The organism is Dyadobacter psychrophilus (assembly GCF_900167945.1).
GTDB lineage: Bacteria > Bacteroidota > Bacteroidia > Cytophagales > Spirosomataceae > Dyadobacter > Dyadobacter psychrophilus.
Genome location: NZ_FUZA01000002.1, coordinates 896466 through 920230 on the forward strand (window position 1 = coordinate 896466; position 23765 = coordinate 920230).

Consider the following 23765-nt stretch of genomic DNA (forward strand, 5'->3'; position numbering starts at 1 on the left):
TACTATTAATGCAATTGAATGGATTTAATCTTTAAAATGTAATACTGGAAATAAATGCGAGCAGCAACGTTGTGCTGTTTCTGAGCAAGACTTTAAGCTGGCGGAGTGCCTGGGTGATGTGGTATTCTACGGTGCGTTCAGGAATGTGCAGCTTGGCAGCGATTTCCCTGGCCGACTTGCCTTCAAAGCGGTTCAGGAGGAAAATATCGTGTGTTTTTTGAGGCAGCTGACCCATCGCACCTTGCAATGCCGCTTCCAGTTCTTCCAGAAATAATGGGTAGTCGGGAGCCACAGTGTCGCTGGCTGTGTCCAGGTCCGCAAAAACCTTTTGCTTATAATATGTGATGACCTTATTTCGGACAGAAACGAACAAGTAACTCTGCACATTGACAACACGCAGTTCTTTACGCTTTTCCCAGATGTTGACAAAAAGGTCCTGAACAATTTCCTCGGCGACGTCTTTATCGTGCGTTTTGCAGAGCGCAAAGTCATACAATCGCTGCCAGTATTCCCTATAAAGTGCCTCGAAATCGTTTTTGTGAAGGATTATCGGACGAGGAGTCTGTTCGGCACTATGTAAAGAATCGGAATCCACTGGGTTATTGTGACGTGTTAATGAACGTAACGACAGAAAAAGCGAGCAGGGTAAGCCTTTTTACTTGTCATCCCGCTGCTCTTTATCCCGTTAACTAACTTACCTGGCGTAACGGCTTGGCATGCATTGCACAAGCTTTTGAAAAGCGATATTTTTATTCCTTTTAACTTGCTAAAAATCAACTTAATGTTGGTTATATGAAAAAAATCTTCCTGCTTTTTGCTTTGGCACTGAGCCTGAACGTGTCAGCGCAAAAAACGGATTCACCGCTTTGCCGGATCTGGCAGCAGAGCCTCCCTTTTATTACCAACTACTCAACAGACGATTACAAGGCTGCTTTTCAAAACTGGGCATTGGTGCAGGGCGATAATGGCATCATGTATGCAGCCAATAACTCGGGCGTGCTCGAATTTGATGGCAAATCCTGGCAGCTTATTCCCACTTCCGAAGGCAATCCGGTGCGGTCGCTGGCGAAGGATTCCGAAGGGCGCGTTTATGTGGGCGGGTCGGGAGAAGTGGGCTACCTGGCTGCAAATGACCAAAATAGAATGGTTTTCCATTCCCTGAAGAATAAGCTTAACCGCGCAGACTGGAATTTTGGGAATATCTGGTTCACATTTGCGGACAAAGGCTCCGTTTATTTCGTCTGCGATCTGCATATTCTCGAACTGGTCAACGGGAAGTTCAAAGTTTGGAAAAGCAACAGGGGAGCACTTGGTTTTGCGTGGATGATCAACGGCACATTGTATGTAAGTGCGAGCGAGCACGGGTTGTTAAAGAAAGAAAAGGATTCGCTGAAACTCATTAAAGGCGGTGCGGCATTTAAAGGAATGGGACTCACCAGCTTGCTGCCCTATGAAGGAGATAAGATGCTGGCGGTGGGGCTTAGCAAGGAACTTTTCATTTATGACGGTTCCAAACTTGAACCGTTTACCAAGGATGAGCGAAGCGTGCAGATCAGAGACGCGGTGTATCATGGTTTGCGGCTGAGCAATGGAGATTATGCGCTGGCAACCACGGGTTCGGGGTTTTATCTGTTGGATCGGAATGGGACGATCCGGAATAACATTGGGCGCAAGGAGGGGCTGCCCAGTGACGCGGTTTATTCGGTTTTTGAGGATGCGGAAGGGGATGTATGGCTGGCAACGGACAATGGCATCAGCCGTCTTGAAATTAATTCGCCGCTGCGGGTTTTGAATGAAAATCATGGCCTGGACGAAAACCCGATGGATATCGAGGTCTTTAACAACAAGCTTTTTACAACCAACAGCAAGGGGATTTTTGAGCTGAACAGCGTGCTCTCACAAGGTATTTTCAAACCTTATTTCAAAAAAATAGACGGGATTGATAACCTGACAATGCATTGTCAGGCATTTGGTAATGAGTTAATTGTGTCCAACTACGACGGCGTTTTTGTTTTAGACCAAAATGGAAAGCGTTCAAAAATAGCCAAAGAAAATGTCGTCCGCGTGGAGGAAGCGCGGACTGCGCAAATGCCCTTACAATTAATGGTGGGCCTGGAAGGAAACGGGCTCACCGAGCTGATTTTTTCAAATGGCAAATGGGTTCAAGGTGGCAGGCGCGATAATATGCAATTCTATTCAGACAGCTTTGCGCGCGCCGCTGACGGGACGATTTTAATCAATAGCCGAAGAAATGGCATCTATGAAATGGCCTGGCAAACGTCCGGGAAAGCGCATTCGCTCCGCGACACATTTAAGCTCATTCACCACGGCCCTGAAAATGGCCTGTCATCCAATAAAATCCGCTGGCTCGAAAGGGTAGGGAATGCGGTTTACGCTTCCACGGACGAAGCAATGCACAGATTTAACCCGTCGACGCGCCGTTTTGAAGTTGATTCCGTGCTCACGGCCGGTGTAGCGTCTTATAAAGGTGGCTGGATCAACGAGATTGTTGCGGGCCGCGATGGTGCCATGTGGTTTACACTTTACCATCATTATCAAAGCCACGTTTTTGAATATGCAAAAAATGGCTTACACAGATTGCCCGTTTCGGGAAGACTTTCTGATGCGCTCATTTCAAAAGTTCACGATAATCGGGATGGATTTATGCTTTTCGGGTCAAACAAATGGATCGTGCTTTTGGATAAGAACATTAAAACTGCTGCTATAAAACCATTTAAAACATTGATCCGGCAGATTTCAATCAATAAGGATTCGCTGATCCGTTTTCGAAACCCGCAATCGCCACCGAAAATTGCCTTTGGCCATAAAGGATTGCGTTTTCAGTTTGCATTACCGAGCTATGATCTTTCTTCCAGGAATGAATTTCAATATATTCTCGAAGGCTTTCAGGACGACTGGTCAGTCTGGTCGGCTGAATCATTCGTTGATTTTACCAATTTGCCGGAAGGACATTACGTTTTTCGCGTTCGGGGAAGGGACGCATATGGTCAGGCGGGGGCAGAAGACAGGCTTGCATTTACCATTCTTCCGCCTTGGTATCGCACGTGGTGGGCGGTGGCAACTTATGCGCTGCTGCTGGGCGGACTAGCCGTTATGCTGGTCCGGTTTCGCGAAAGAAAATTACAAAATGAAAAGCTGATCCTTGAAAATACGGTCCGTGAACGCACTGAGAAAATCATGCAGCAAACCGAAGAACTGAAAGAAATGGACCGCATGAAGTCACGGTTTTTTGCCAATATCTCACACGAATTCCGGACACCTTTGACGCTCATTCTGGCACCATTAGAAGAAGAATTACGCCAAAAACCAACGGCCGAACAAAGCAGGCTGCTAATGATGAAGCGGTATGCCAACCGGTTACTGGAACTGGTGAACCAACTCCTGAACCTGTCGAAGCTGGAAGCCGGTAAAATGGAATTGCAGGTCCAAGAAGGTGATTTATACCAATTTTTGAACATTCTGTCCTCCTCGTTTGACTCACTCGCACAGCATAAGGGGCTTAGTTTTGAAAAGAACATCGATCTGCCCGCAGCAGTAGCCTGGTTTGATCGTGATAAGCTCGAAAAAATCATCATTAACCTGCTCTCGAATGCATTCAAATTTACACAAGAGGGCGGTTTAGTGACATTTACCGCCCGTACAGAAGAGCAGGCAGGTCAGCAAATTCTTCACATTGCTGTATCGGACACAGGGAAAGGAATCGCGCCGGACGAACAGAAGCAGGTTTTTGAATCATTTTATCAGGCCCGGCAAACCGTCGAGAATCAGGATGGCGGGACTGGTTTAGGATTAGCGCTCGTCAAGGAGCTTGTGCGGTTGCACAATGGAAGCATCAAGCTTCAAAGTGAGCTGGGCCAAGGTTCTGTTTTTTCAATTGAAATACCCATTCACAAAAACGCTTATAACGAAGGCCAGCGTATTAAAAATCAACCCGGCGAATATGAACTGCAAGTTCTGGAACCGAATTTAGACGTTCCCGTCAAGCCTGTGTGGAAGGAAACAGAACCGGAGATCCGCAGCCCGGAACTTAGGGAAACGGTTCTTATTGCGGAAGACAATACAGCGCTCAGGGATTATATGGAATCGCTGCTTGAAGGGGATTACACCGTTTTCAAGGCGCCTGACGGCGTGGAAGCGCTTGCTTGTGCGCGCAAAGTGCTGCCAAGTCTGATTATCAGCGATTTGATGATGCCCAAAATGAATGGTATGGAGCTCACCGGCCACATTAAATCAGACGAGCGCACCAGTCATATTCCCGTGATCTTGCTCACTGCAAAGAGCGGCCAAGAATCGCGGATCGATGGGTTAAAAACGGGTGCGGACGACTATCTGACCAAACCATTTTCTGTTGAAGAATTATCCGTCAGGGTCAGAAATCTGATTGAACTCAGAAAAAAACTGGCAGAGCGTTACCGGGAACGCATTCGTGTTCATGTGACTACACCGGAGGAAATGTCGCTCGATGACAAATTTTTGATGCGGGCCAAAGAAATCGTTGAGGCGAATATGGAAGATGTGCTTTTTTCGGTCGAGAAGATGGCCGAGGATATGAACCTGAGCCGCACACAGCTGCTTAGGAAGCTAAAAGCCCTCACCGGACTTGCCCCTAATGACTTTATCCGGGACTTGCGTTTGCAAAAGGCTGCGGAGATGATCCGGCAAAAAGCGGATACGATCACGCAGATCGGCTATGCGGTTGGTTTTAATGATCAATCATATTTCAGCAAGAGCTTTAAAAAGGAATTTGGTGAGACTCCAACCGAATATTCTGCCCGAATTTCGCAAAAAGACGCATAATTACCTGGATATGCTTCCAGATTACAAGTCTCGGAGGCGCAACTCATAGCAACTTTGCAGCCTCAAACAACAAAAAATTTTAGCTATGAAAAATCTTCAATTAATGACTTTGCTGCTTGCGCTTTTACTTTCCTTACTTTTTTATGAAAGCATTGCACAAGCAAATGATCTGGCCTATGCAGGTCACACCCATTTTCAACATGATGCGCCTCCAACGAACGCTTTCACAAGCGCAGGTTCAGCTGCAAATCCATTGACTACTCATTTTGCGGTGTTGCCAAGGATTACAATCAAGGACGATGGGAAAGTGTTTGTATACATTTTTAATCCTAATCGCATTGACCTTAACTTTCATTTTTATGACGCGGCCGGACATGCCCTGCATAAAGACAAAACAGCTGCGCGATATTACGGTAATCTCCTGGATGTTTCGGAATTGGCAGTGGGTGACTACGAGCTGACCCTCAATTCGGATAAAATTTCTGCGCACTACATATTAAGGATTGCCAATGAAACACGTGAGATCAAGGTAAATGGCACACCGTATTTTGCGGTTAGCAGGCAATAAGAATTTCAAATCAGTATCTATTAACAAAAACGAAAAATAAAATGAATGCAAACAAAGCACTTTGGGAAAAGGGTGATTTCACTCGTCTGGCAGCAACAATGCGTGAAAGCGGTTCTGCACTGGTATCAAAATTGGGGATCACAAAAGGTCTGAAAGTGCTCGACCTGGGCTGTGGCGACGGCACCACCGCCATACCCGCCGCCAAAATGGGCGCTGATGTGGAAGGCGTAGACATTGCCAGGAACCTTGTCGAAGCCGGCAACGCCCGTGTAAAAGCAGAGGGATTGACCAACATTACATTCCGCGAGGGCGATGCGATTAATCTGAGCGACATTCCGGATGCCAATTTTGATCTGGTAGTAAGTATTTTCGGTGCCATGTTCGCGCCCCAGCCATTTGATGTAGCCAAAGAAATGTTCCGCGTGACGCGGCCCGGTGGACGGATCGTGATGGGCAACTGGATCCCAGGCGACCCTACGCTCGTTGCGCAAATCCTGAAAGTGAGCTCCGCTTATACACCCGCGCCACCGGAAGGTTTTGTGAGTCCGATGCTCTGGGGCGTGGAGAGCAATGTTACAGATCGGTTCGTTGCCGCCGGCGCGAATAAGGACAGCATTTCATTCGAAAGGGAAACATTCACATTTCAGGCGCCTTTCTCGCCTGCCGTTTTTCTGGATACATTCAGGAAATATTACGGACCAACGATGAATGCATTTGAAGCGGCAGAAAAAAATGGAAAAGAAGCCGATTTGCAGCGTGAGTTGGAGGCTTTGTTCGAAAGTCAGAATCAGAGTTCAGACAAAAACACGACTTCCATTCCCGCTACATTCCTGAAAGTGACGGTGTCTAAATAAAAAAACGGTACGCTCAACAGGGCTGTTCCCACGATGCGAAAGCGAAGTGGTGAACAGCCTTGTTTGTATTATTGTGTAGGTTAACGACGCGTTGAAACGGGGTTTCATTTTAAAAATTACTAATTTGCGTGCGTATTTTGAAAAAGTGAACATGAATAAAAAGGAGTCGGAAGAACTGGTTGGGGTAAAAGAAATTGCGCGTCGGGCAAATGTGTCTATTGGGACGGTGGACAGGGCGATCCATAACCGGCCCGGCGTAGCGAAAAAAACCAGGGAAACCATTCTGCAGATCATTAGTGAGCTGGACTATCAGCCTAACCTGCTGGCCAAACGGCTTGCATCACGCAAAACCCTGCGCATAGCTACCCTCATTCCCACAGCATCGGCGGAAACGAGCTTTTGGCATGCACCATTACAGGGTATCGAGAAAGCCAGTGCAGAGCTTGGACAGCAAGGAATCGTAAGTGACCATTATTTTTATGATCAGGATTCGATTGGTTCGTTTGTTGAAAAAACAGGCATTATACTGCAAAGCAAACCGGATGGGATCCTTTTCGCACCGTCATTCATAGAAGAATCTGTGAGCTTCTCGCGCACGTGCAAGCGGTTGGAAATTCCTTATGTGCTCATCGACTCGGATTTGCCGAATGATGAAAGCATCAACTACACAGGCCCAAATCTGTTTGACAGCGGATATCTCAGCGGCCATCTGGCCAGTTACCTAGTCCAGCCAGGGGATGAAATTTTGATTGTCAATATCTCCAAGGAAATCGATGGCCATCACCATTTGTTAAAAAAAGAAGAAGGGTTCCGGGCCTATTTTCAAACGCAATCACCCATTCCGGTTATTCGTAAGGTTGACATCCGCAAAACGGATCCAACATCCATAGACGAACACCTTGCGGGGGAGTTTCTTCTTGCAGGAAACATCAAAATAGTTTTCGTAACCAATTCCCGTGTCTCAGCAGTGGCCAGATTTCTTGAAAAGGCAGGGAAAAAAGTCCTGCTGATCGGTTATGATTATATTGATGAAAATCTGGCTTACCTCGAAAAAGGCGTAATCGACTTCTTGATATGTCAAAAGCCGGTGGAGCAGGCATATCGCGCAATGCTCACATTGTATCAGCATCTGGCTTACGGCGCGATCCCGGAAAGAAAGGAGTTTATGCCTATTGATATCATTACCCGTACAAATTTTCACGTTTACCGCAACTGAGCGAGGTTTCGCACAAAGCACTTCCATCGAACCGTTGCGGTAATTGTATCAATGATGCTGCGCAAAAGGATTCGGTATGCGGATCAGATCCTGGATTTCACTGCCTTCATGCATGAACCGCGCCAGGCTATAAACCGACCCGTCAGAACCAATGGTGACGGCATTGACATATGTTGGCCGGGAACCGTCGGCGTAAAAAATAGGTCCGTGGTCCTGGTAATGGGCAGTTGGAATGTGGTAAGTGACTAAATGTAAATTTTCGAGCCCTTTTGCTGCTCCTTTTGCGATCTGAGAAGCACCTTTTACGCGCCGACCATTCTCATAAATCGGCCCGCCCGTCAGATAGTAGATCGTTTCTTTATCCGGACCAAGTTGAAAGCCAAGATATCCGTAGCTGAACTGGTCATACATGCCGCTTTTCCGGGAGGGAAGCGATGTGATGCGGTCCAAGACCGTTATTTCTTCTTTTTCAGGGTCAAAACGAAAGAGGTAACCCGAATTACCGTGCACCCCATACGCCACCGATTCTTCCTCGTGCCAGAATATCTTCCGCCAGTTATAACCCATTGAACCCGGCCTGGTAGGGTCATAATGACCAAAATAATCGAGGCGAAGGTCTGCGTTTTCCAACAGCTCAAAGGCGGGCGTTCCAGGCTTGTAATTAAGGATATCTCCCTCCGAATTAGAAAAATAAACATTCCCTGACCTTGAATCTACAAACATCGACCGGCAAATTACCCGGTAATCATCGCCCACGGTGCCGCCTTCCCCCTTTCCGCAGGTAAGCCCGAGATTTTTGAGTGCGCCCGTTTTCAGGTCGAGATCCAGCAGATAGCCCAGTGGCCAGGTAAGGGCGAAAATGTGGTCGCGTGCTTTGTCGATGGTCATCGTCAATATCCCTTCCCCTTCCGGCGCCAGTGCCAGGTCCTCAAACTTTCCGGTAGTAAGGTCATACGAAATAAAATGACCACCCGGATAATGTTTGCAGCCCAGTGGCGGATTCACGGGCAGGCGTTCCATGCCATCGATCATTTCGTAAACTCCCAGGTGGGTTGCGAAATAAAGCTTGCCCTCATGCTCATAAAAACGGACGTGGCTTTTGCCTTGCGGAATGGCTTTAAGGTCTTTTTCACCGCAAATTTCTGTAAGATCTGCCAAAAAATGCGTCTGGTTGGTGAGCGGGTCATAACGGTACATTTGTCCGCCTGTTTCATAAGATTCAGAGCAAAGGACGTAGTAAATATTTCCGTCGCTGGCTGCGGTAATGGCATTATAGGTGTCGTGTGCCAGGGGAAATCCTGAGTAGTAAGGGTTTGCGGTCAGGTGCGGCTGCGTACTTGCAGGTTCAGCCGTAGTTTTGGTCAATGTTATCATCAATGATTTGGTTAAAAGGGAATCGGGTTTGGATGGTCTGAAAAGGCTTTGATTTAATTTTTGGCCCGTTTTTTAATTTGTTCAGCGTTTTGATACACTTTTTCAATGGCCGAGGCAATTCTGTCCATATCGTTGCGGGATGCCAGCAGCATGTTTTGGGTAAACCATACGGCTTCCTTACACAGCTGATCATTCTGCGGACAATGATTGTGTTCGTTATAGCTGCTCAGCGTTTCCTTTGAATAGGCATTCTGGTAAATTTTGGACTTAAAGGTGTCGGCCAGGAACGGCTGGGTATTCAGTACGGCATAACCGGACGAACAGGGAATGTCCTCAGCGCGAAGCGCTTCCAGGAAGTCGGCGCGTGAAAGTCCTTTGAATTCCTGCGCTTCATAACGGAACGGAAACAAGTGGAATGCCGCCCGGGTCACCTGGTCGTAAAGGCGGTAGGGGCGGATGCCGGGGATATCTTTTATTTTGGATTTCAGGTAAGCAGCGTTCTCATTTCGGAGTGTGGTTTGCGCCTCAAGACGCCGAAGCTGCGCCAGTCCGATTGCAGCCTGGTATTCCGTCCAGCGTAGTTTGGTGCCCTGCATGGTGCTGCCCGTACTGACAGAGCCCACCGCAGTGCCATACGGGTTTCCAAAATTGGTAAAGGAAAAACAGCGGTCCATAAATGCATTGTCGTTGCTCACGATCGCACCGCCTTCGCCGACAGCCAGGTTTTTGGAGTTTTGAAAGCTAAAACAACCTGCATTACCGATACTTCCGACTTTTTTGTTCTGATACTCAGCCAAATGTGCCTGGCAAGCATCCTCGATCACGACGAGGTTATGCTTTTTTGCGATGGCCATGATCGGTGTCATATCCGCCGGCAAGCCAAGAATGTGCACCGGGATGATCGCTTTGGTGCGCGGTGTGATCTTCGCTTCGATTTTGGCCGGATCGATCTGGAAGGTTTCCGGGTCTACGTCCACAAACACGGGCAATGCACCATTGCTTAACACTGCTGAAACGGTGGCAATGAAAGTATAAGGAGGCACAATCACCTCGTCGCCAGCCTGGATACCATATTGCGCGAGGGCGGTAACCAATGCATTTGTTCCATTCACAACCGCCAGGCAACGTTGCGTGCCGACCGCTGCAGCCCATTGCTTTTCGAACTCCGTAACCATTGCCGCCCGCGACCATACTCCGCTCCTGATGACGGAAATTAACTCTTTTTCATCCGTTTCAGGGTTCCATTGCGGCCAAATGGGCCAGTTGTTCTTGTTCCAGGCGGGTGCACCTCCCAGGATGGCGGGCTGCGCATTGTGGTTTGCCAGCAGGCTCACGGGTAATCCCGCTACCAGACCGGTCAGGGCGTTCTTCTTGATAAACTCTCTTCTTGTAAGCTGATTTTTCATGAAGGTGTTGGTTTAGAATTCTCAGGCAATGTCGGAAGCAGATGACTTTCCGTGTACGTTAACAAAGGTAGTATAAGTTCTAAATCATGTGTTTAAATCTGAAATAAAAAATTTTGGCTGCCTCAGGGACTGAATGTACCGTAAGCAGCGAGGCAAATGTGTTTAAGCACTCAGTATATTATTTCTGCGTTTATTGAATTTGTGCATATAATATTTCTTTAATATGAATAATATCAGAATAATGTAAAAATGTGAAGCCATTACTTGGTAATTAGTTATCTTTTTATACATTTGACGGTAACGTACACGTAACTAAGCCCATTAGAAAGCATGAAGCCATTTTTACAACCCCCTAATTCCGGCAAATTTGCAAGGCGCAGCCCGACGCTCTGCCGTATTTTGCTCTGTTCTACGCTCTGCCTGCATCTACCCGCAGCATCCGGATATGCCGGGGAGAAATACCTGGTTCCAGTTCATGAAACAGCGGCAGTCCTGGTAAAAGGGAAGGTCACCGATGCAAAAGGCGAGGTGCTTCCGGGTGTCAGCATTCTGGTAAAAGGCACCCAACGCGGCGGCCTGTCCGACGAGAACGGAAACTATCAGATTGAAGTAAGCGATAACACCGCCACACTTATTTTTTCCTTTCTCGGGTACGTTACCAGAGAGGTTTCGGTGGGTAATCAGTCCCAAATCGATGTCGTCATGGAAGATGATTCCAAGGCGTTGGACGAGCTGGTCGTGATCGGATATGGAACGGCTAAAAAGAGCGATCTCACCGGATCGATCGCACGGGTGGATGCCAAGGCTTTCCAAAATCAGCCTATGACCCAGCTTACTGATATGCTGACGGGAACGGTGGCAGGTTTCCAGGCAAACCAGGGAACTTCTGCGGCCGGTGGAAGTTCTATGGAGATCCGGGGCGTCAACTCATTGAATGCGGCAACCTCGCCGATGGTGGTGCTCGACGGCGTGATCTTCAATGGCAGTATTAAGGACATTAATCCGAATGACATTGAGACCATGGATATCCTTAAAGATGCGAGCTCGGCGGCAGTGTACGGTGCCCGTGCAGCCAGTGGTGTTATTTTAATTACAACCAAAAAAGGCACTTCCGGCAAACCCACGATCAATTTGTCGACGAGGGTAGGGGTTACCCAGGTTACTTCGGATAAAGTGGCTTACCGGAATCCACAGCAATATCTGGATTATCGCAGGGATTATCTGCAAACTCTCGGCGGGACCCGGCCAGCATTTTTTTACTTTAATCCGCAACAACTGCCGGCGGGCGTTACCCTGGACCAGTGGCGGGCTGCGAGTGCTAATCCGAACGCGGATAACACGCGTGAATGGCTCAGCAGGCTGAATTTCTTCCCGGAGGAAATAGAAAGCTACACTTCCGGGCAGACGACCGATTGGGCAAAGGAAGTACTTCAAAATGGGATCAGGCAGGAATACGACCTTAGTGTTGGCGGACGTTCGGATAAGTTAAGCTATTACTGGTCACTTGGTTACCAGAATAATGAAGGGATCATTAAAGGCGACAAATTCTCCACGATCCGCTCCCGGCTGAACCTCGACCTGAAAGTGACAGACTGGCTCAATGTTGGCCTTAACACCCAATACGCGTTCCGGGACGAAAGTTCAGTGGTGGCATCATTGGCGAGTATGTACACGGCCAGCCCATATTCAACACCTTACAATGCAGACGGATCGATTAAATTGTATCCCAATGGCTATGTAGGCGGAGCAGAAAATCCGCTGATCAATTACAAAGGCCAGGACCGCCTATTTACTACTTCCAGCATTTTCGCAGCACTTTATACAGAAATCAAACTGCCGCTGGGCATCACATACCGGCTCTCGTTCCAGCCCAGGATGACCGCTACCAAAGACCATAATTTCTGGTCGCCGCAAACGGTTATGGGTTCTCAAACCTATTCGGGCGGGTTTGCGAGAAGGGAGAACATGAGTTCGTCGGAGTGGCTGATGGACAACCTGATCAAATGGAACAGAAAGTTCGGGTCGCACCAGTTCGATGTAACATTGCTTTATAATATGGAGCAGTTCAAGTCATGGGGTGACAGCCTTACCAACCAGGGATTTGCACCGAGTGCGAACCTGGGCGTGCACGGCATGCAGTATGGTGACAAACCCACAATGTATACGAACGACATCCGCTATACGGGAGATGGACTCATGGCCCGCGTGAACTATACATTGCTCGACAAATATCTGATCACAGGCTCGATAAGACGCGATGGTTACAGCGGTTTCGGTCAAAGTAACCCTTATGCCTATTTCCCGGCAGCCGCATTGGCCTGGCAGGTGCACAAGGAATCGTTTTTCCAATCCAACATTTTTGACCAGCTGAAAGCGCGTGCCTCCTGGGGCAGAAACGGGAACAGGGAAATAGGGCCTTATGCTTCATTCTCGCAGCTGGGCGCTTCGCCTTATTACAATGGTTCGGCGACGCTTGTTGGCGTCTACACTTCCACGCTGGCCAATTCTAACTTGTCGTGGGAAGAAACAGAATCGCTTAATTTCGGTGTGGATGCAGGTTTGTTTAAAAACCGGATCGAGGTGACCATGGATTATTATATGAGCAATACGCGCCAGCTCCTGGTGCGGCGTTCGCTGCCCAGCATTACCGGGTTTAATCAAGTTACGACAAACATTGGCGCATTGAGTAACCGCGGATTGGAGCTGACGGTGAAAACAGTGAATGTGCAAAAAAACAACTTCAATTGGGAATCATCGCTGATCTTTTCATTAAACCGAAATAAAATCACCAGACTATTTGGCAACACGGGAAGCTATGTACTGCAAGGCGAATCGCACGAAGGAGAAGTGCCGGATTATACTAACAAATGGTTCCCCGGACATTCCATTGACGCGATCTGGGATTACGACGTGCAGGGAATCTGGCAGGAAGAAGAGGCGGAACTAGCCAAAGCCTACGGACTCCGACCAGGGGATTACAAGGTTGCAGATCTGGATGGAAACGGTGTTTTGGAAGCTTTACAGGACAAAACATTTATCGGTTACACCGTTCCGCGTTCGCTCTTCGGACTTAGGAATGATATTACTTTTCTAAAACATTTTTCAGCCTCCATATTCGTCCGTGCCGATCTGGGACACCTTCGTGCATTCCCCTGGGCGATTGCAGAATATTCGACATTCGACCGCCGGAGCACAGCCAACTATGATTACTGGACGCCTGAGAACAGGTCCAACGAATTCCCAAGACTTGGTAACAACAAATCGCCTTTCGGAGGCGGGCTTATGCCCTACAAATCCTCTGCATTCGTGCGGATACAGGATATTTCGCTGGGTTATTCGGTGCCTTCTGACCTTACCGAGAAGATCAAAATGCGGGATGTGCGGGTTTTCGGAGCAGTCAGGAATGCTTTCACATTTACCAAATGGCCTGGCTGGGATCCCGAATCCGGAAATACTCCTATGCCCCGGACATTCACATTTGGCCTGAACCTTTCGCTTTAACCGGCCTCCCAAAACATTTAACCAGATACTAAACAGCAAAGAAATGAGATCAAATAAATTCATTTTCGCCAGCTTAATGGGGTTCGCGTGGCTGCTGACCTCATGTTCCAAGGATTTTCTCAAACCTGAACCGCTTTCATTTTTCACACCCGAGAATGTTTTCGTCGATAAGCAAGGTTATGAAGCCCTGCTGATCACCATGAGAAAAGACCTCACACGCGAGCAGACTGCGCAGAAGAATTTCATGGCCCACCAGTCGGCCGCCTCGGAATCAGGTGTTCCCTGGCTGCAAATGGACTTCACAATGCTGACGCCTAATTCGGACAATTATCAGCAGTTTGTAACGCAGATCAATGATATTTTCGCTATGGTCAAGAATGCCAATACGATCATCAGCCGCATTGACAACATTACCTGGAAGAGTGAAGAGGAAAAAAATCAGATTCTGGCGGAGGCGCTTTGGCACCGTTCTTACTGGTACTACCGGTTGGTTGGGAACTACGGAGACCTGCCATTTGTGCAGGAAGAAGTGAAAGGCGTGAAGCTGGATTTCAAGACACATTCGCGCTGGGCCATTCTGGACAAAATCCAGGCAGATATGGAGTTTGCAACACAATGGATGCCAGTAACTGCCGGCCCGGGAATTCCTACCAAGGGAGCTGCGGATCATTTGCTGACCAAAATTTACCTGGCGAACATGGAATTCCAAAAAGCCATTGAGGCATCCACGCGCGTGATCAGCGGGCCCTATGCGCTCATGAGCAGCCGTTTTGGCAGCGAGGCAGGCGTGGCCAGCAAAAATGTGATCTGGGACCTGCACCGCCCGGAAAACAAGAATATTGCTGCAAATAAGGAGACGATCCTCGCTTTTGTAGATCGCTGGGAGGCACCGCAGGCAGCCCGGACAGTAGGGCTTTTTACCATGCGCGTTTACCATTGTGCGTGGTACAACAATGCGGTTGCCAAGGACAAAGATGGAAACTTGGGGATGATCGCCTCCGGGACGCTCTACGATTCCCTGGGCCGCGGAAATTGCGATGTGGCGATAACGGATTATCAGGCGTATAACATCTGGAAGGAAAATGGTTTCAATTATAAGACAACACCGGATCTCAGACGCGCGAACATCAACTGGTGGGACCGTGAGGAATTATTTTACAATAACCCGGCGTCCAGCCAGTATCGCAAGCCATTTGATCCTAAAAATATGGATGTGCCGTCGGAATACTGGGCCCGGATTTTTGCTATGCCCTGGTATAAGACATATGTGCCCAATAAACCCGGACAAACCGGAATTCCGCTGGGAAGCAACGGCGACTGGTATATTTTCAGGCTTGCAGAAACCTATTTGCTGAGAGCAGAGGCACATTACTGGCTGAGACAAATGGCTGCCGCTGCAGAAGATATCAATCAGGTGAGAATACGCGCCAAAGCATTGCCAATAAAGGCTGGCGATGTAACGATCGACTATATTTTCGATGAGCGCGCCCGTGAACTTTTTGCAGAAGAGCCGCGGCAGAATGAGTTAAACCGGGTTTCATACATTATGGCCTCGAAAGGGCTTAATGGTTATAGTCTGGCCAGCATTCATGAAAAAAACTGGTTCTTCGACCGTGTGGACAAGCACAATAATTTTTACGACCATTATACCGATCTTTCATTTTTGGGTCAAAGCCCGCGGATCGCTCCTTACAATTTTCAGTGGCCCATCGCCGACAACATGATCACCGCAAACGCCCAGGGCCGGATCAATCAAAACAAAGGCTACGTAGGGGCAGACAAGAATGTTCCGCCGCTGGAAGAGGTTTTACCGCAGTAACACATCTGTAATTTTAATCCGAAATCGCCCATCTGAAAAGCGGGCGGTTTCGGGTAATTCCTTCATTGTATTTTGCGTTTTGTCATCACGAAACATAAAATTGAAGTTCCCATTTACTGTCCCGGAAGCTTTATCAATTTTAGTGATTTTGATCCATCCCGGTTTATCGTTCTGGTAAATATAGCGTTTGGTGAGACCGCCCGCATTGCCGATATAAGAAAGTGCTGCGTAGTAATTATCCGTACCCCCGCGCTGGTTAATTTTCCTAATATTATTCCGGCGCTTTTTTAATGGAATATTATAAATGACCAGACTTTGCGTTTTCGTACACTCGGGATCCAAGCAACCGTTGGCAGTGTTGGGATTGGGTCCGCCCCCCATACCGGGATAGTCAATGTCTGTGAAGATCACCAAATTAAATGTCTTGACCTTTTCTGGCATTTCCCCTTGTTTTCGAAGACGGAGCACTTTTCCGGTTCCATACCACAAAGAATCGTTTAGACGGCTTGTGACATTGAACTTGGTATCTGGTGGCAATGAAGGCTGTTTTGCACAACTCATGCAAACCACAAATAAAATTGCAAACGGATATACAGGCTTCATAAATATCTGGTTTTAAGCAAAAAAAGCCAGATGTAACCTTCGTTTACTCACTTTTCAAAACCTCAACCGGGTTGCTCCTTGCGGCTTTCATTGTTTGTGAACCGATCATGATAAAGGCTATAATTAATACAGTCAGTAAACCTGCAAAGAGTTCGAAGATTTGCACGGGCGTGTGATATGGGAATCTGGTGAGTACGAAGCTTTCGAAGAACAGGTAGGTAACGGGCAGCGCGATAAGTGCGGATATGGATAACAAGACCAAGAAACCGCGACTCAGCAAATACACAAGATTGCCCGAGCTTGCTCCCATTACTTTGCGGATGCCAATCTCTTTCAGCCTCGTTTCAGTGGTAAATACCACCATTCCGAACAGCCCCATGGAAGCGATGGAAATGGCAAGGAATGAAAGGAAACCAATGATTTTTATCATTGTTGAAAATTCGCTGTATGCTTCTTCTATGGATTCCTCATAAAATTCAGCTTTTAACGGATGAACACGATCAATGTTTTTCCAGGTGGATTCAATTTTTGCCATGGTTGCCATCATGTCTTTGCTTTGTATTTTAGCATTCACAACTGCGCCATTTTCCGGCGTCCAGAACATGAATGCAACGGGCTCTATCAGGTTTTCAACTTTGCCATAATGAAAGTCTTTCATGACGCCGACAATGCTCATCCGGTGGTCGTTTAATTTAAAATTACTGAATGTAATCTCTTCGCCGATTGCCTTCGCCGGATCGCCGTTACCAATGTTGAAGCGCTTCAAAAACTGCTGATTGACAATCAGTTCCCGGGCGCCGTCGCCTGTGGCGGGGCGTCCTATGAAATTTCCGCCTGCAATGAGCTTGTACCCATGCAGCGGCATGTAGTTTTCGTCTACATTATTGGTCATAACCAATGCAGAATCGCGGGAATCTTTATATTTCATGTAGCCGCCCCAGGCATTTCCAACGCTCGTAACGATCAGCGACCGGGATACCGCAGTCACTTCCGGCATTTCACTCAGTTCCTTCACCATTGCATCGGGTTTATTGCCCTGCATATTGATATTCAGAATGTTCTCTGTATTAAATCCGAGATCAAAAGCCAGAATGTTCTTATACTGCACATAACCAACCACGGTGGTTGTTATAAAAATTAATGTGACTGTGTATTGAATCACCACCAGTGCCCGCCTGAATGTTACTGGTTTAAACGACCTCACCGACGACACGTTCCTGAGCGCATTGATCGCACTGACTTTTGAAAAAAATACGGCAGGCATTATACCGGCAATAATGCCTACCGTTACCGAAAAGAGGACGAAAGCCACGACCATTGCAGGCGTGAGATTCAGTTTCACAGTGCGCTGCATCTCCGGGGCCATATTGATCAGTTGCGGCCGCAATATCAGGAATAGCACAAATGAAAGCAACAGTGCAGACAGCGAGATCATAATCGCTTCGGCCAGGAACTGCTGCTTGATCTGATACTTTTGTGCACCGATGGCTTTGCGAAGCCCAACTTCTTTAAACCGTCGCATGGCCCTGGCGATGGAAAGATTGGTGTAGTTGAAACACGCTGATAATATGACCACCAGCGCAAGACCACCCAGAATCCATATAACAACAGGAGGCATATGAGGACCCGAAGAGCCACTCATAGAGCCGGAATGAAGATTTTCCCCGACTACAATATTGTGTAAAGGAAGCAGCTCCAACCGGATCTTAGTTTTTTCCTCGGCCAGATTTTCTTCTTTTGCAATGGCGTCCAGCTGCGACTGAATGGATGCCCTGCCCGATGCGAGATCTGCATTTTCGGGCAACATGACATACACTGAGTTCGAAAACATATTTGCCCAGTCCTCGAAATTTTTGTCATTTTTATTAAGTTGGCGTGCTGTGGACAGCGAAACCAATGCTTCAAAGCTGATATGGGAAAAGAACGGCACGTCCTTCATGATACCCGTGACCTGGTAATCGATCGTGTCGAATTTAATTGACTTACCGAGCGCGGAATTGTTACCAAATAACTTTTTTGCCGCCGTTTCGGTCAGAACGATCGAGTAGGGGTCTTTCAGCGCTGTTTCGGGATTGCCCTCCAGCATGGGGAATGTAAACATCCTGAAAATAGACGGCTCGGCCCAAAATCCTTTGATAGGGAGCACATTATCACCCACGCGCGCATCCTGTAAAAAGTCGTTTCGAATGGTAACCACTTCTTCGATACCGGTCACTTTTTCGCGGATTAGTTTGCCGGTTTTCAGGGATGTCGAGGAATATTTGCCGCTGCCTTGCTCTCCTTTGAAAGTCGCTACGTTGGTGATACGGTAAATCCTGTCACCATTCTCATGGAATTTGTCATACGAACGCAGGTCAAGTACGAAAGCGATCAGCAGTAATCCGACCGACATACTTACGGCGAGGCCCACAATGTTGATGGAAGAGAACAGTTTATTGCGCATCAGGCTGCGCGCCGAAGTTTTGAAGTAGCTCCCGGTCATGATCCTGGTGATAATGGGTTTGTATTATATGATGGTTTTCAAAAAATCCATGCCGTTTTCGTTAGTCATTAGAAGTCAGTTATTTAGCTGACAAATGAATGTACTATCTGTTCGATATTGAACATTTTACAGCCAGTATGAACATTATTATAATATTTAGAACATTATATATACAATCAGGGAGCGGGATCACAGGAGGTTTCGAGGAAACAAGCGCAGGAAGTCCGTATTTTTCGCATTGGCAAATCAGTGTTCAATATGGTTAATCCAAGTTGAGCTAAATACAGTAAGTTGTGAAAGGCTAAGTCCGCTTTACGAATTATTATCAAAATAAAAAGATGCGTTTACGTACACACAATTTGCGTTTTCGAGAACACTAAAATGTTCAAAAAAGCTGCATTACGCGGTAAAAGACCAAAATTTATATGGGAATGCAGAAAATTGGCAAATGAAAAATTGCATTATTTTTAAAACAACCATATTAATATGAAGTAAAAAACGGTTACTTTGGCACGTAAACAAAAATTTACTTCAATGAAAAAACCTAAGCCCAAACCAACAATGTGGTTCCCCAGAAAAGGTTCGTTGCGCTATCCGCTCGCAATGATGATTGGGATGTCACTCATTCATTCTCCCCAGAGCATCGCGCTCCCATTTGCAAATCACGCAACCGCTGAAGTCATCCGTCTGGACCGGACCGTTACCGGTAAAGTGAAAGATGAAAATGGAGAACCGCTCGTGGGTGTAACCGTTACCATTAAAGGTAATAATGCTATTGGTGCATCTACCGATCTTAATGGGGATTTTTCGCTGATCATTCCCGAAAACCTGATCAGCAATGCTACGCTGGTATTCAGCTACATCGGATACGCACCGGTTGAAGCCGCATTAGGCGAGCAAAACACGTTTGACATTGCGCTGACATCTGCATCCAATCAGCTGGAGCAGGTCGTGGTGGTGGGATATTCTGCCAAAAAGGTAAAATACCTGTCGAGTTCCGTTTCAACGATCAACAATGAAAAACTAAGGGATGTAACATCCAACGAACTTCCTAATCTGCTTCAGGGAAAAGCGCCTGGGGTTGTGGTTTCGAGCGCATCGGGTGATCCTACCAGCGCAGGACGTATATTAATCCGCGGTGCAGGGACGATTTCTGCGGGCACTTCGCCGTTAATTGTAGTAGACGGCAACATTGGCGGAAGTTACAATCCCGTGGATGTTGAGAGCATTACCGTATTGAAAGATGTCGCTGCAACTGGGTTATACGGATCACGTGCCGCAAACGGGGTTATTATTGTGAACACCAAGATGGGAAAGGCTGGAAAAACGCAAATCAGCTTTGCCAACACCATGGGTTTTGCGCAGGCTACGACGGGAAATTTCCGGTTGATGAATTCGCAGCAATTATACGATTTCCAAAGCACCTTTTACCCTCGCGAAGCATCGGTTCTTCAAACAAATACCAACTGGTGGAATGAAGCATTCAGGACAGGATTTGTGAACAACCATACGATTTCTGCTTCCGGCGGAAGTGAAAGGACCACTTTTTACATCTCTGCCAATTATTACAAAGAACAGGGAACACAGATCGAAAATGATAAAACCGGCTATAACTTTCGGGCGAACCTGCAATCGCAGCTGACCAACAGGCTTACTGCCAAGGTTTTATTTAATGGAACATTCAATAAGGACAATTATGCCAACAGTAATACTTTATACGATGCCTACAACAATCTTCCGTTTGACCCGGCCTATGATGCGGACGGTCAGCCGATAGATGGCAGGACTTACCCGAACTGGCTGGGACGCGACCGCGAAAGTTTCCTGCATTCGGTGCAGTACAATTATTCCAAGGCGCAAAGTCTGAATGTTACAACGGATGTAAACCTGGATTACGAGCTGACCGATAAAATCACATTGTCCTCTTACAACCGGATTAATTTCGGGAATGGCCTCAGTGCAAGCTACAATGATAAACGCACCAAGCAAGGAGGTGCTAACAGCGGTGAGCTTTATAACGGAACATCTTATTCGAGTCGTTTGCTGACGTCGAACCGTATTCGTTATTCAGAAGATTTCGGTAAACACGGCCTCACGGTTCTCGGTGTTGCCGAAGCTGAAACCACTTATTCCAGCAGCACCAGCGCGGCAGGTAAAGGTTTGCCGCCTGGCCGCGATGTAATGTCTGTGGCCACGGACATCCTCACCAACCCAACCGGATTAAACGAGCAGGTTGGGTTTCGTAAATTTCTCGGACAGGCTGATTACAACTACGACAACAAGTATTTCCTCGTTGGTTCTTTTGTAAATGAGTTTTCTTCTTTGTTTGGAAAAAACAATTCTACTGCGAACTTCTACCAGTTGGGCGCGTCCTGGATTTTAAGCAATGAGGAATTCTTGAAAAACAACAAAACCCTGACCTTCGCCAAGCTCCGTGCAAGTAATGGAACAGTGGGTAATGCAGACGGGATCAGTAATTTTGCCTCACTAGGGTTGTATACGATCTCTTCGGATGCGTCTTATTCCGGACTTCCGGGCGCAGCTCCTTCTCAGAAGGGAAACCCGGACCTGACGTGGGAAAAAATTAAATCATCCAATGTTGGGTTTGACCTGAGCTTCTTTAACCGTATCGATCTGGTTGTTGACGCCTATGTGAAAGAGGCCAGCGAGCTGCTGTATCGCAAACCACTCGCAGCAACCACGGGTTACAGCTATGTTTGGGTGAATGCGGGATCTATTCGCAATAAAGGGATTGAGTTCAGCCTGACATCCACCAACATTAAAGGCAAGGATTTTAATTGGGAAACCAACCTGAACATGGCCTTCAACCGCAACAAAGTGCTTGAACTGAGCGATGGTTCCACCGTTTTCAATTCCGGTGCACGCCAGCCAATCGCTGTCGGCCACAATATGGACGAATACAATTTGCCGATCTGGGCGGGTGTAAATCCTGAAAATGGTGATCCGCAGTGGGAAAAAGTTGTAAAGGATGCGAATGGCAATGTCACCAAGGAGCTTACCAGCACGTATAACCAGGCTCAGACTGCCGACTCACGCCAGTTCGCTGGAAAAACGGCTGCTCCGAAGTTCACAGGCGGTCTTTCGAACACAGTGACCTATAAAAACTTCACAGTATCCGCTTTCTTCAACTTCGTTTATGGAAACTGGGTGTATAACGAAAGCCGTGTTTATTTTGATAACGACGGTCTTTACGAAAGTTACAACCAAATGGTCCTTGCCAAGGGATGGAGCCGCTGGGAAAAACCTGGCGATGTCGTTACGCACCCGAAGCCAATTGTCGGCGGTAACAAGGATTCCAACCAATCTTCTTCACGTTATCTGGAAGATGGCAGTTATATCCGCCTGAGAAACGTACGTGTTGGCTATTCTCTTCCTGATAATCTGTTGGGTAAAAATGGTTTTTCGAGAGTGTCGGTTTTCGTAAGTGGCGATAACCTGTGGACGGGAACCAAGTTCTCGGGCCCGGATCCGGAGGTTACTTTATCACAGGTTGATTTAAGCTCGGGTTTGTCCAGCTTAAGATATCCAATCAGCAAAAAATATCTTATCGGAATCAACTTTTCATTCTAATATCATGAGAAAATATTCAATACATAAATTACTGTTAATGGGGGCATTGCTGTTCGTTACAGCATCGTGTGAAAAATACTACGAACCTACCACCTCCATTGACGAAGAGTCGGCGCTTACCAATGCTGCGGACGTAGAAACGGCTACCATTGGAACCTATGCGGTATTACTGAATGCAGCTTACGTTCGCAGTGTGCATTTCCTGATGGAATACCCAAGTGATGAAGTGGCACAGGGACAATCTTCCGGTGACGACCTTACGCGGGCTTATCGTTACACGCATATCAACACTTCGGGCCACGCTACCAACTTCTGGGGGCAGGCTTATAAGGTGATCGCGGCGGCGAACAAAATCATTGCCTATGTTCCGGACGAATCGTCTGTGATTTTGCGGCAGCTCAAAGGTGAAAACCTTTATCTGAGAGCAATGATGCACTTCAACCTGGTGCGTGTTTTCGGCAGGCCATATACGCAGGAAGGCGGTAATAACCCAGGCGTTCCGCTGTTGATGGACGGAATGAGCGACGACGCGATTAATAATATTACGCGCAGTCCGGTGAAGGAAGTGTATGACTCGGTCATCCAGGACCTGATCAAAGCCGCCGACTTAATGTCAGAGGATAAATCCAATTCTTTTGCGTCGAAGGAAGTCGCGCAGGCGCTGCTTGCACGTGTGTATCTGTACAAAGGTGAGAATGAGAATGCGATCAAATATGCCGATCTGGTTATTAAATCGGGCCGTTACAAGCTGGTTCAGGGCGGTGAATTCAGCAGTTATTTCAAAACAGCACCTGCCAGCAACCAGGAAACGATTTTCGCGATTCGCCATACGAAAGTGCAGGATAGGGGTTTTTCTGCCATCGGATCCATGTATTTCAGCGCCGATGCTTCGGGAACTGCTGAGGGCCAGGGTGTAAGTGGCTGGGCAGAGATTTATGCTTCGAAAAAATATGTTGATTTTCTGGCTAAAAATCCAGCCGACCTGAGAAGCAACTTTATCTCTCCGTACACAATTAACGGCGTTTTGCAGCACAATATAAAGTTATCGCCCTCCACGCCCATGTATTACATTAACAAATATTCCATGCAGGAAGGCGTAATTAACCTCAGCTCACCAGTGTATCTGCGACTTGCAGAAATGCACCTGATCCGGGCGGAGGCCAATGCAAAAACGGGCAAAACAGCAGCGGCGCTGGAAGATGTAAACCTGCTTCGTCAACGCGCAGGATTATCTGGAAACGCGCTTTACACCGTAGGAAATCTGGGCGCGAAAAAAGTCCTGGATGTAGTAATGGAAGAACGCTGGCTCGAACTTGCGTTCGAAGGGCACCGTTCGTATGACCTGTTCCGTAATAATTTACCTATGGAAAGAAATTATCCGGGAACACATTCATTGAACAATACGCCAACAACCAACATTACGCAAAAGGTTTTACCAACCGATGCCCGCACCATTTTCTTTATACCGCAGGCGGAAATTGATCGCAATCCAAAACTGACCCAAAATCCGTGAAAGCGGATGTTTAAATGTTA

13 protein-coding genes are annotated in these 23765 nt (G+C 47.3%); 8 read left to right on the forward strand and 5 right to left on the reverse strand.

What is annotated here, in order from left to right:
* Positions 1–31: 31 nt before the first annotated feature.
* Complete coding sequence (locus tag B5X68_RS10735) at positions 32–595, reverse strand: RNA polymerase sigma-70 factor (protein ID WP_170916626.1); 564 nt, start codon at positions 593–595, stop codon at positions 32–34.
* Between the two features lie 197 nt (positions 596–792).
* On the opposite strand from B5X68_RS10735, the gene B5X68_RS10740 reads away from it, so the two are divergent.
* The 4 genes from B5X68_RS10740 (at position 793) to B5X68_RS10755 (ending at position 7456) form a co-directional block, all read left to right on the forward strand.
* Positions 793–4818 carry an ATP-binding protein gene (locus tag B5X68_RS10740; protein WP_082214673.1) on the forward strand — a complete coding sequence of 1342 codons (4026 nt, stop codon included), beginning with the start codon at positions 793–795 and terminating at the stop codon, positions 4816–4818.
* A gap of 85 nt (positions 4819–4903) precedes the next feature.
* On the forward strand, positions 4904–5386 hold the full coding sequence (locus B5X68_RS10745) for a hypothetical protein (protein WP_082214674.1): 483 nt from the start codon (positions 4904–4906) through the stop codon (positions 5384–5386).
* Between the two features lie 2 nt (positions 5387–5388).
* The gene (locus tag B5X68_RS10750; RefSeq protein WP_262485867.1) at positions 5389–6240 is read left to right on the forward strand and encodes a class I SAM-dependent methyltransferase; all 852 of its coding nucleotides are present in this window, start codon (positions 5389–5391) and stop codon (positions 6238–6240) included.
* Between the two features lie 151 nt (positions 6241–6391).
* Entirely contained in the window at positions 6392–7456 is a 1065-nt protein-coding gene (locus tag B5X68_RS10755; protein WP_082215316.1) for a LacI family DNA-binding transcriptional regulator, read from the forward strand.
* Between the two features lie 48 nt (positions 7457–7504).
* Here the strand turns inward: B5X68_RS10755 and B5X68_RS10760 are convergent, their stop codons facing one another.
* Positions 7505–8830 (reverse strand): ligand-binding sensor domain-containing protein, encoded by a 1326-nt coding sequence (locus B5X68_RS10760; RefSeq protein WP_082214676.1) that lies wholly within the window; start codon positions 8828–8830, stop codon positions 7505–7507.
* Between the two features lie 53 nt (positions 8831–8883).
* Positions 8884–10236: a DegT/DnrJ/EryC1/StrS family aminotransferase gene (locus B5X68_RS10765; RefSeq protein ID WP_082214677.1), complete on the reverse strand. Its 1353-nt coding sequence runs from the start codon at positions 10234–10236 to the stop codon at positions 8884–8886.
* A gap of 330 nt (positions 10237–10566) precedes the next feature.
* Between B5X68_RS10765 and B5X68_RS10770 the strand changes: the two genes are divergently transcribed.
* Positions 10567–13737: a SusC/RagA family TonB-linked outer membrane protein gene (locus tag B5X68_RS10770; protein ID WP_082214678.1), complete on the forward strand. Its 3171-nt coding sequence runs from the start codon at positions 10567–10569 to the stop codon at positions 13735–13737.
* A 43-nt stretch (positions 13738–13780) separates the two neighbouring features.
* Entirely contained in the window at positions 13781–15556 is a 1776-nt protein-coding gene (locus B5X68_RS10775; RefSeq protein ID WP_082214679.1) for a RagB/SusD family nutrient uptake outer membrane protein, read from the forward strand.
* On the opposite strand, the gene B5X68_RS10780 is transcribed toward B5X68_RS10775, so the two are convergent.
* Entirely contained in the window at positions 15545–16159 is a 615-nt protein-coding gene (locus B5X68_RS10780) for a hypothetical protein (protein WP_082214680.1), read from the reverse strand. The genes B5X68_RS10775 and B5X68_RS10780 overlap by 12 nt on opposite strands.
* A 43-nt stretch (positions 16160–16202) precedes the next feature.
* Positions 16203–18641, reverse strand: coding sequence for an ABC transporter permease (locus B5X68_RS10785; protein WP_082214681.1), 2439 nt, complete (start codon positions 18639–18641; stop codon positions 16203–16205).
* Positions 18642–19175: 534 nt separating this feature from the next.
* On the opposite strand from B5X68_RS10785, the gene B5X68_RS10790 reads away from it, so the two are divergent.
* The gene (locus B5X68_RS10790; RefSeq protein ID WP_082214682.1) at positions 19176–22232 is read left to right on the forward strand and encodes a SusC/RagA family TonB-linked outer membrane protein; all 3057 of its coding nucleotides are present in this window, start codon (positions 19176–19178) and stop codon (positions 22230–22232) included.
* Positions 22233–22236: 4 nt separating this feature from the next.
* Positions 22237–23745: a RagB/SusD family nutrient uptake outer membrane protein gene (locus tag B5X68_RS10795; protein ID WP_082214683.1), complete on the forward strand. Its 1509-nt coding sequence runs from the start codon at positions 22237–22239 to the stop codon at positions 23743–23745.
* Positions 23746–23765: the final 20 nt, after the last annotated feature.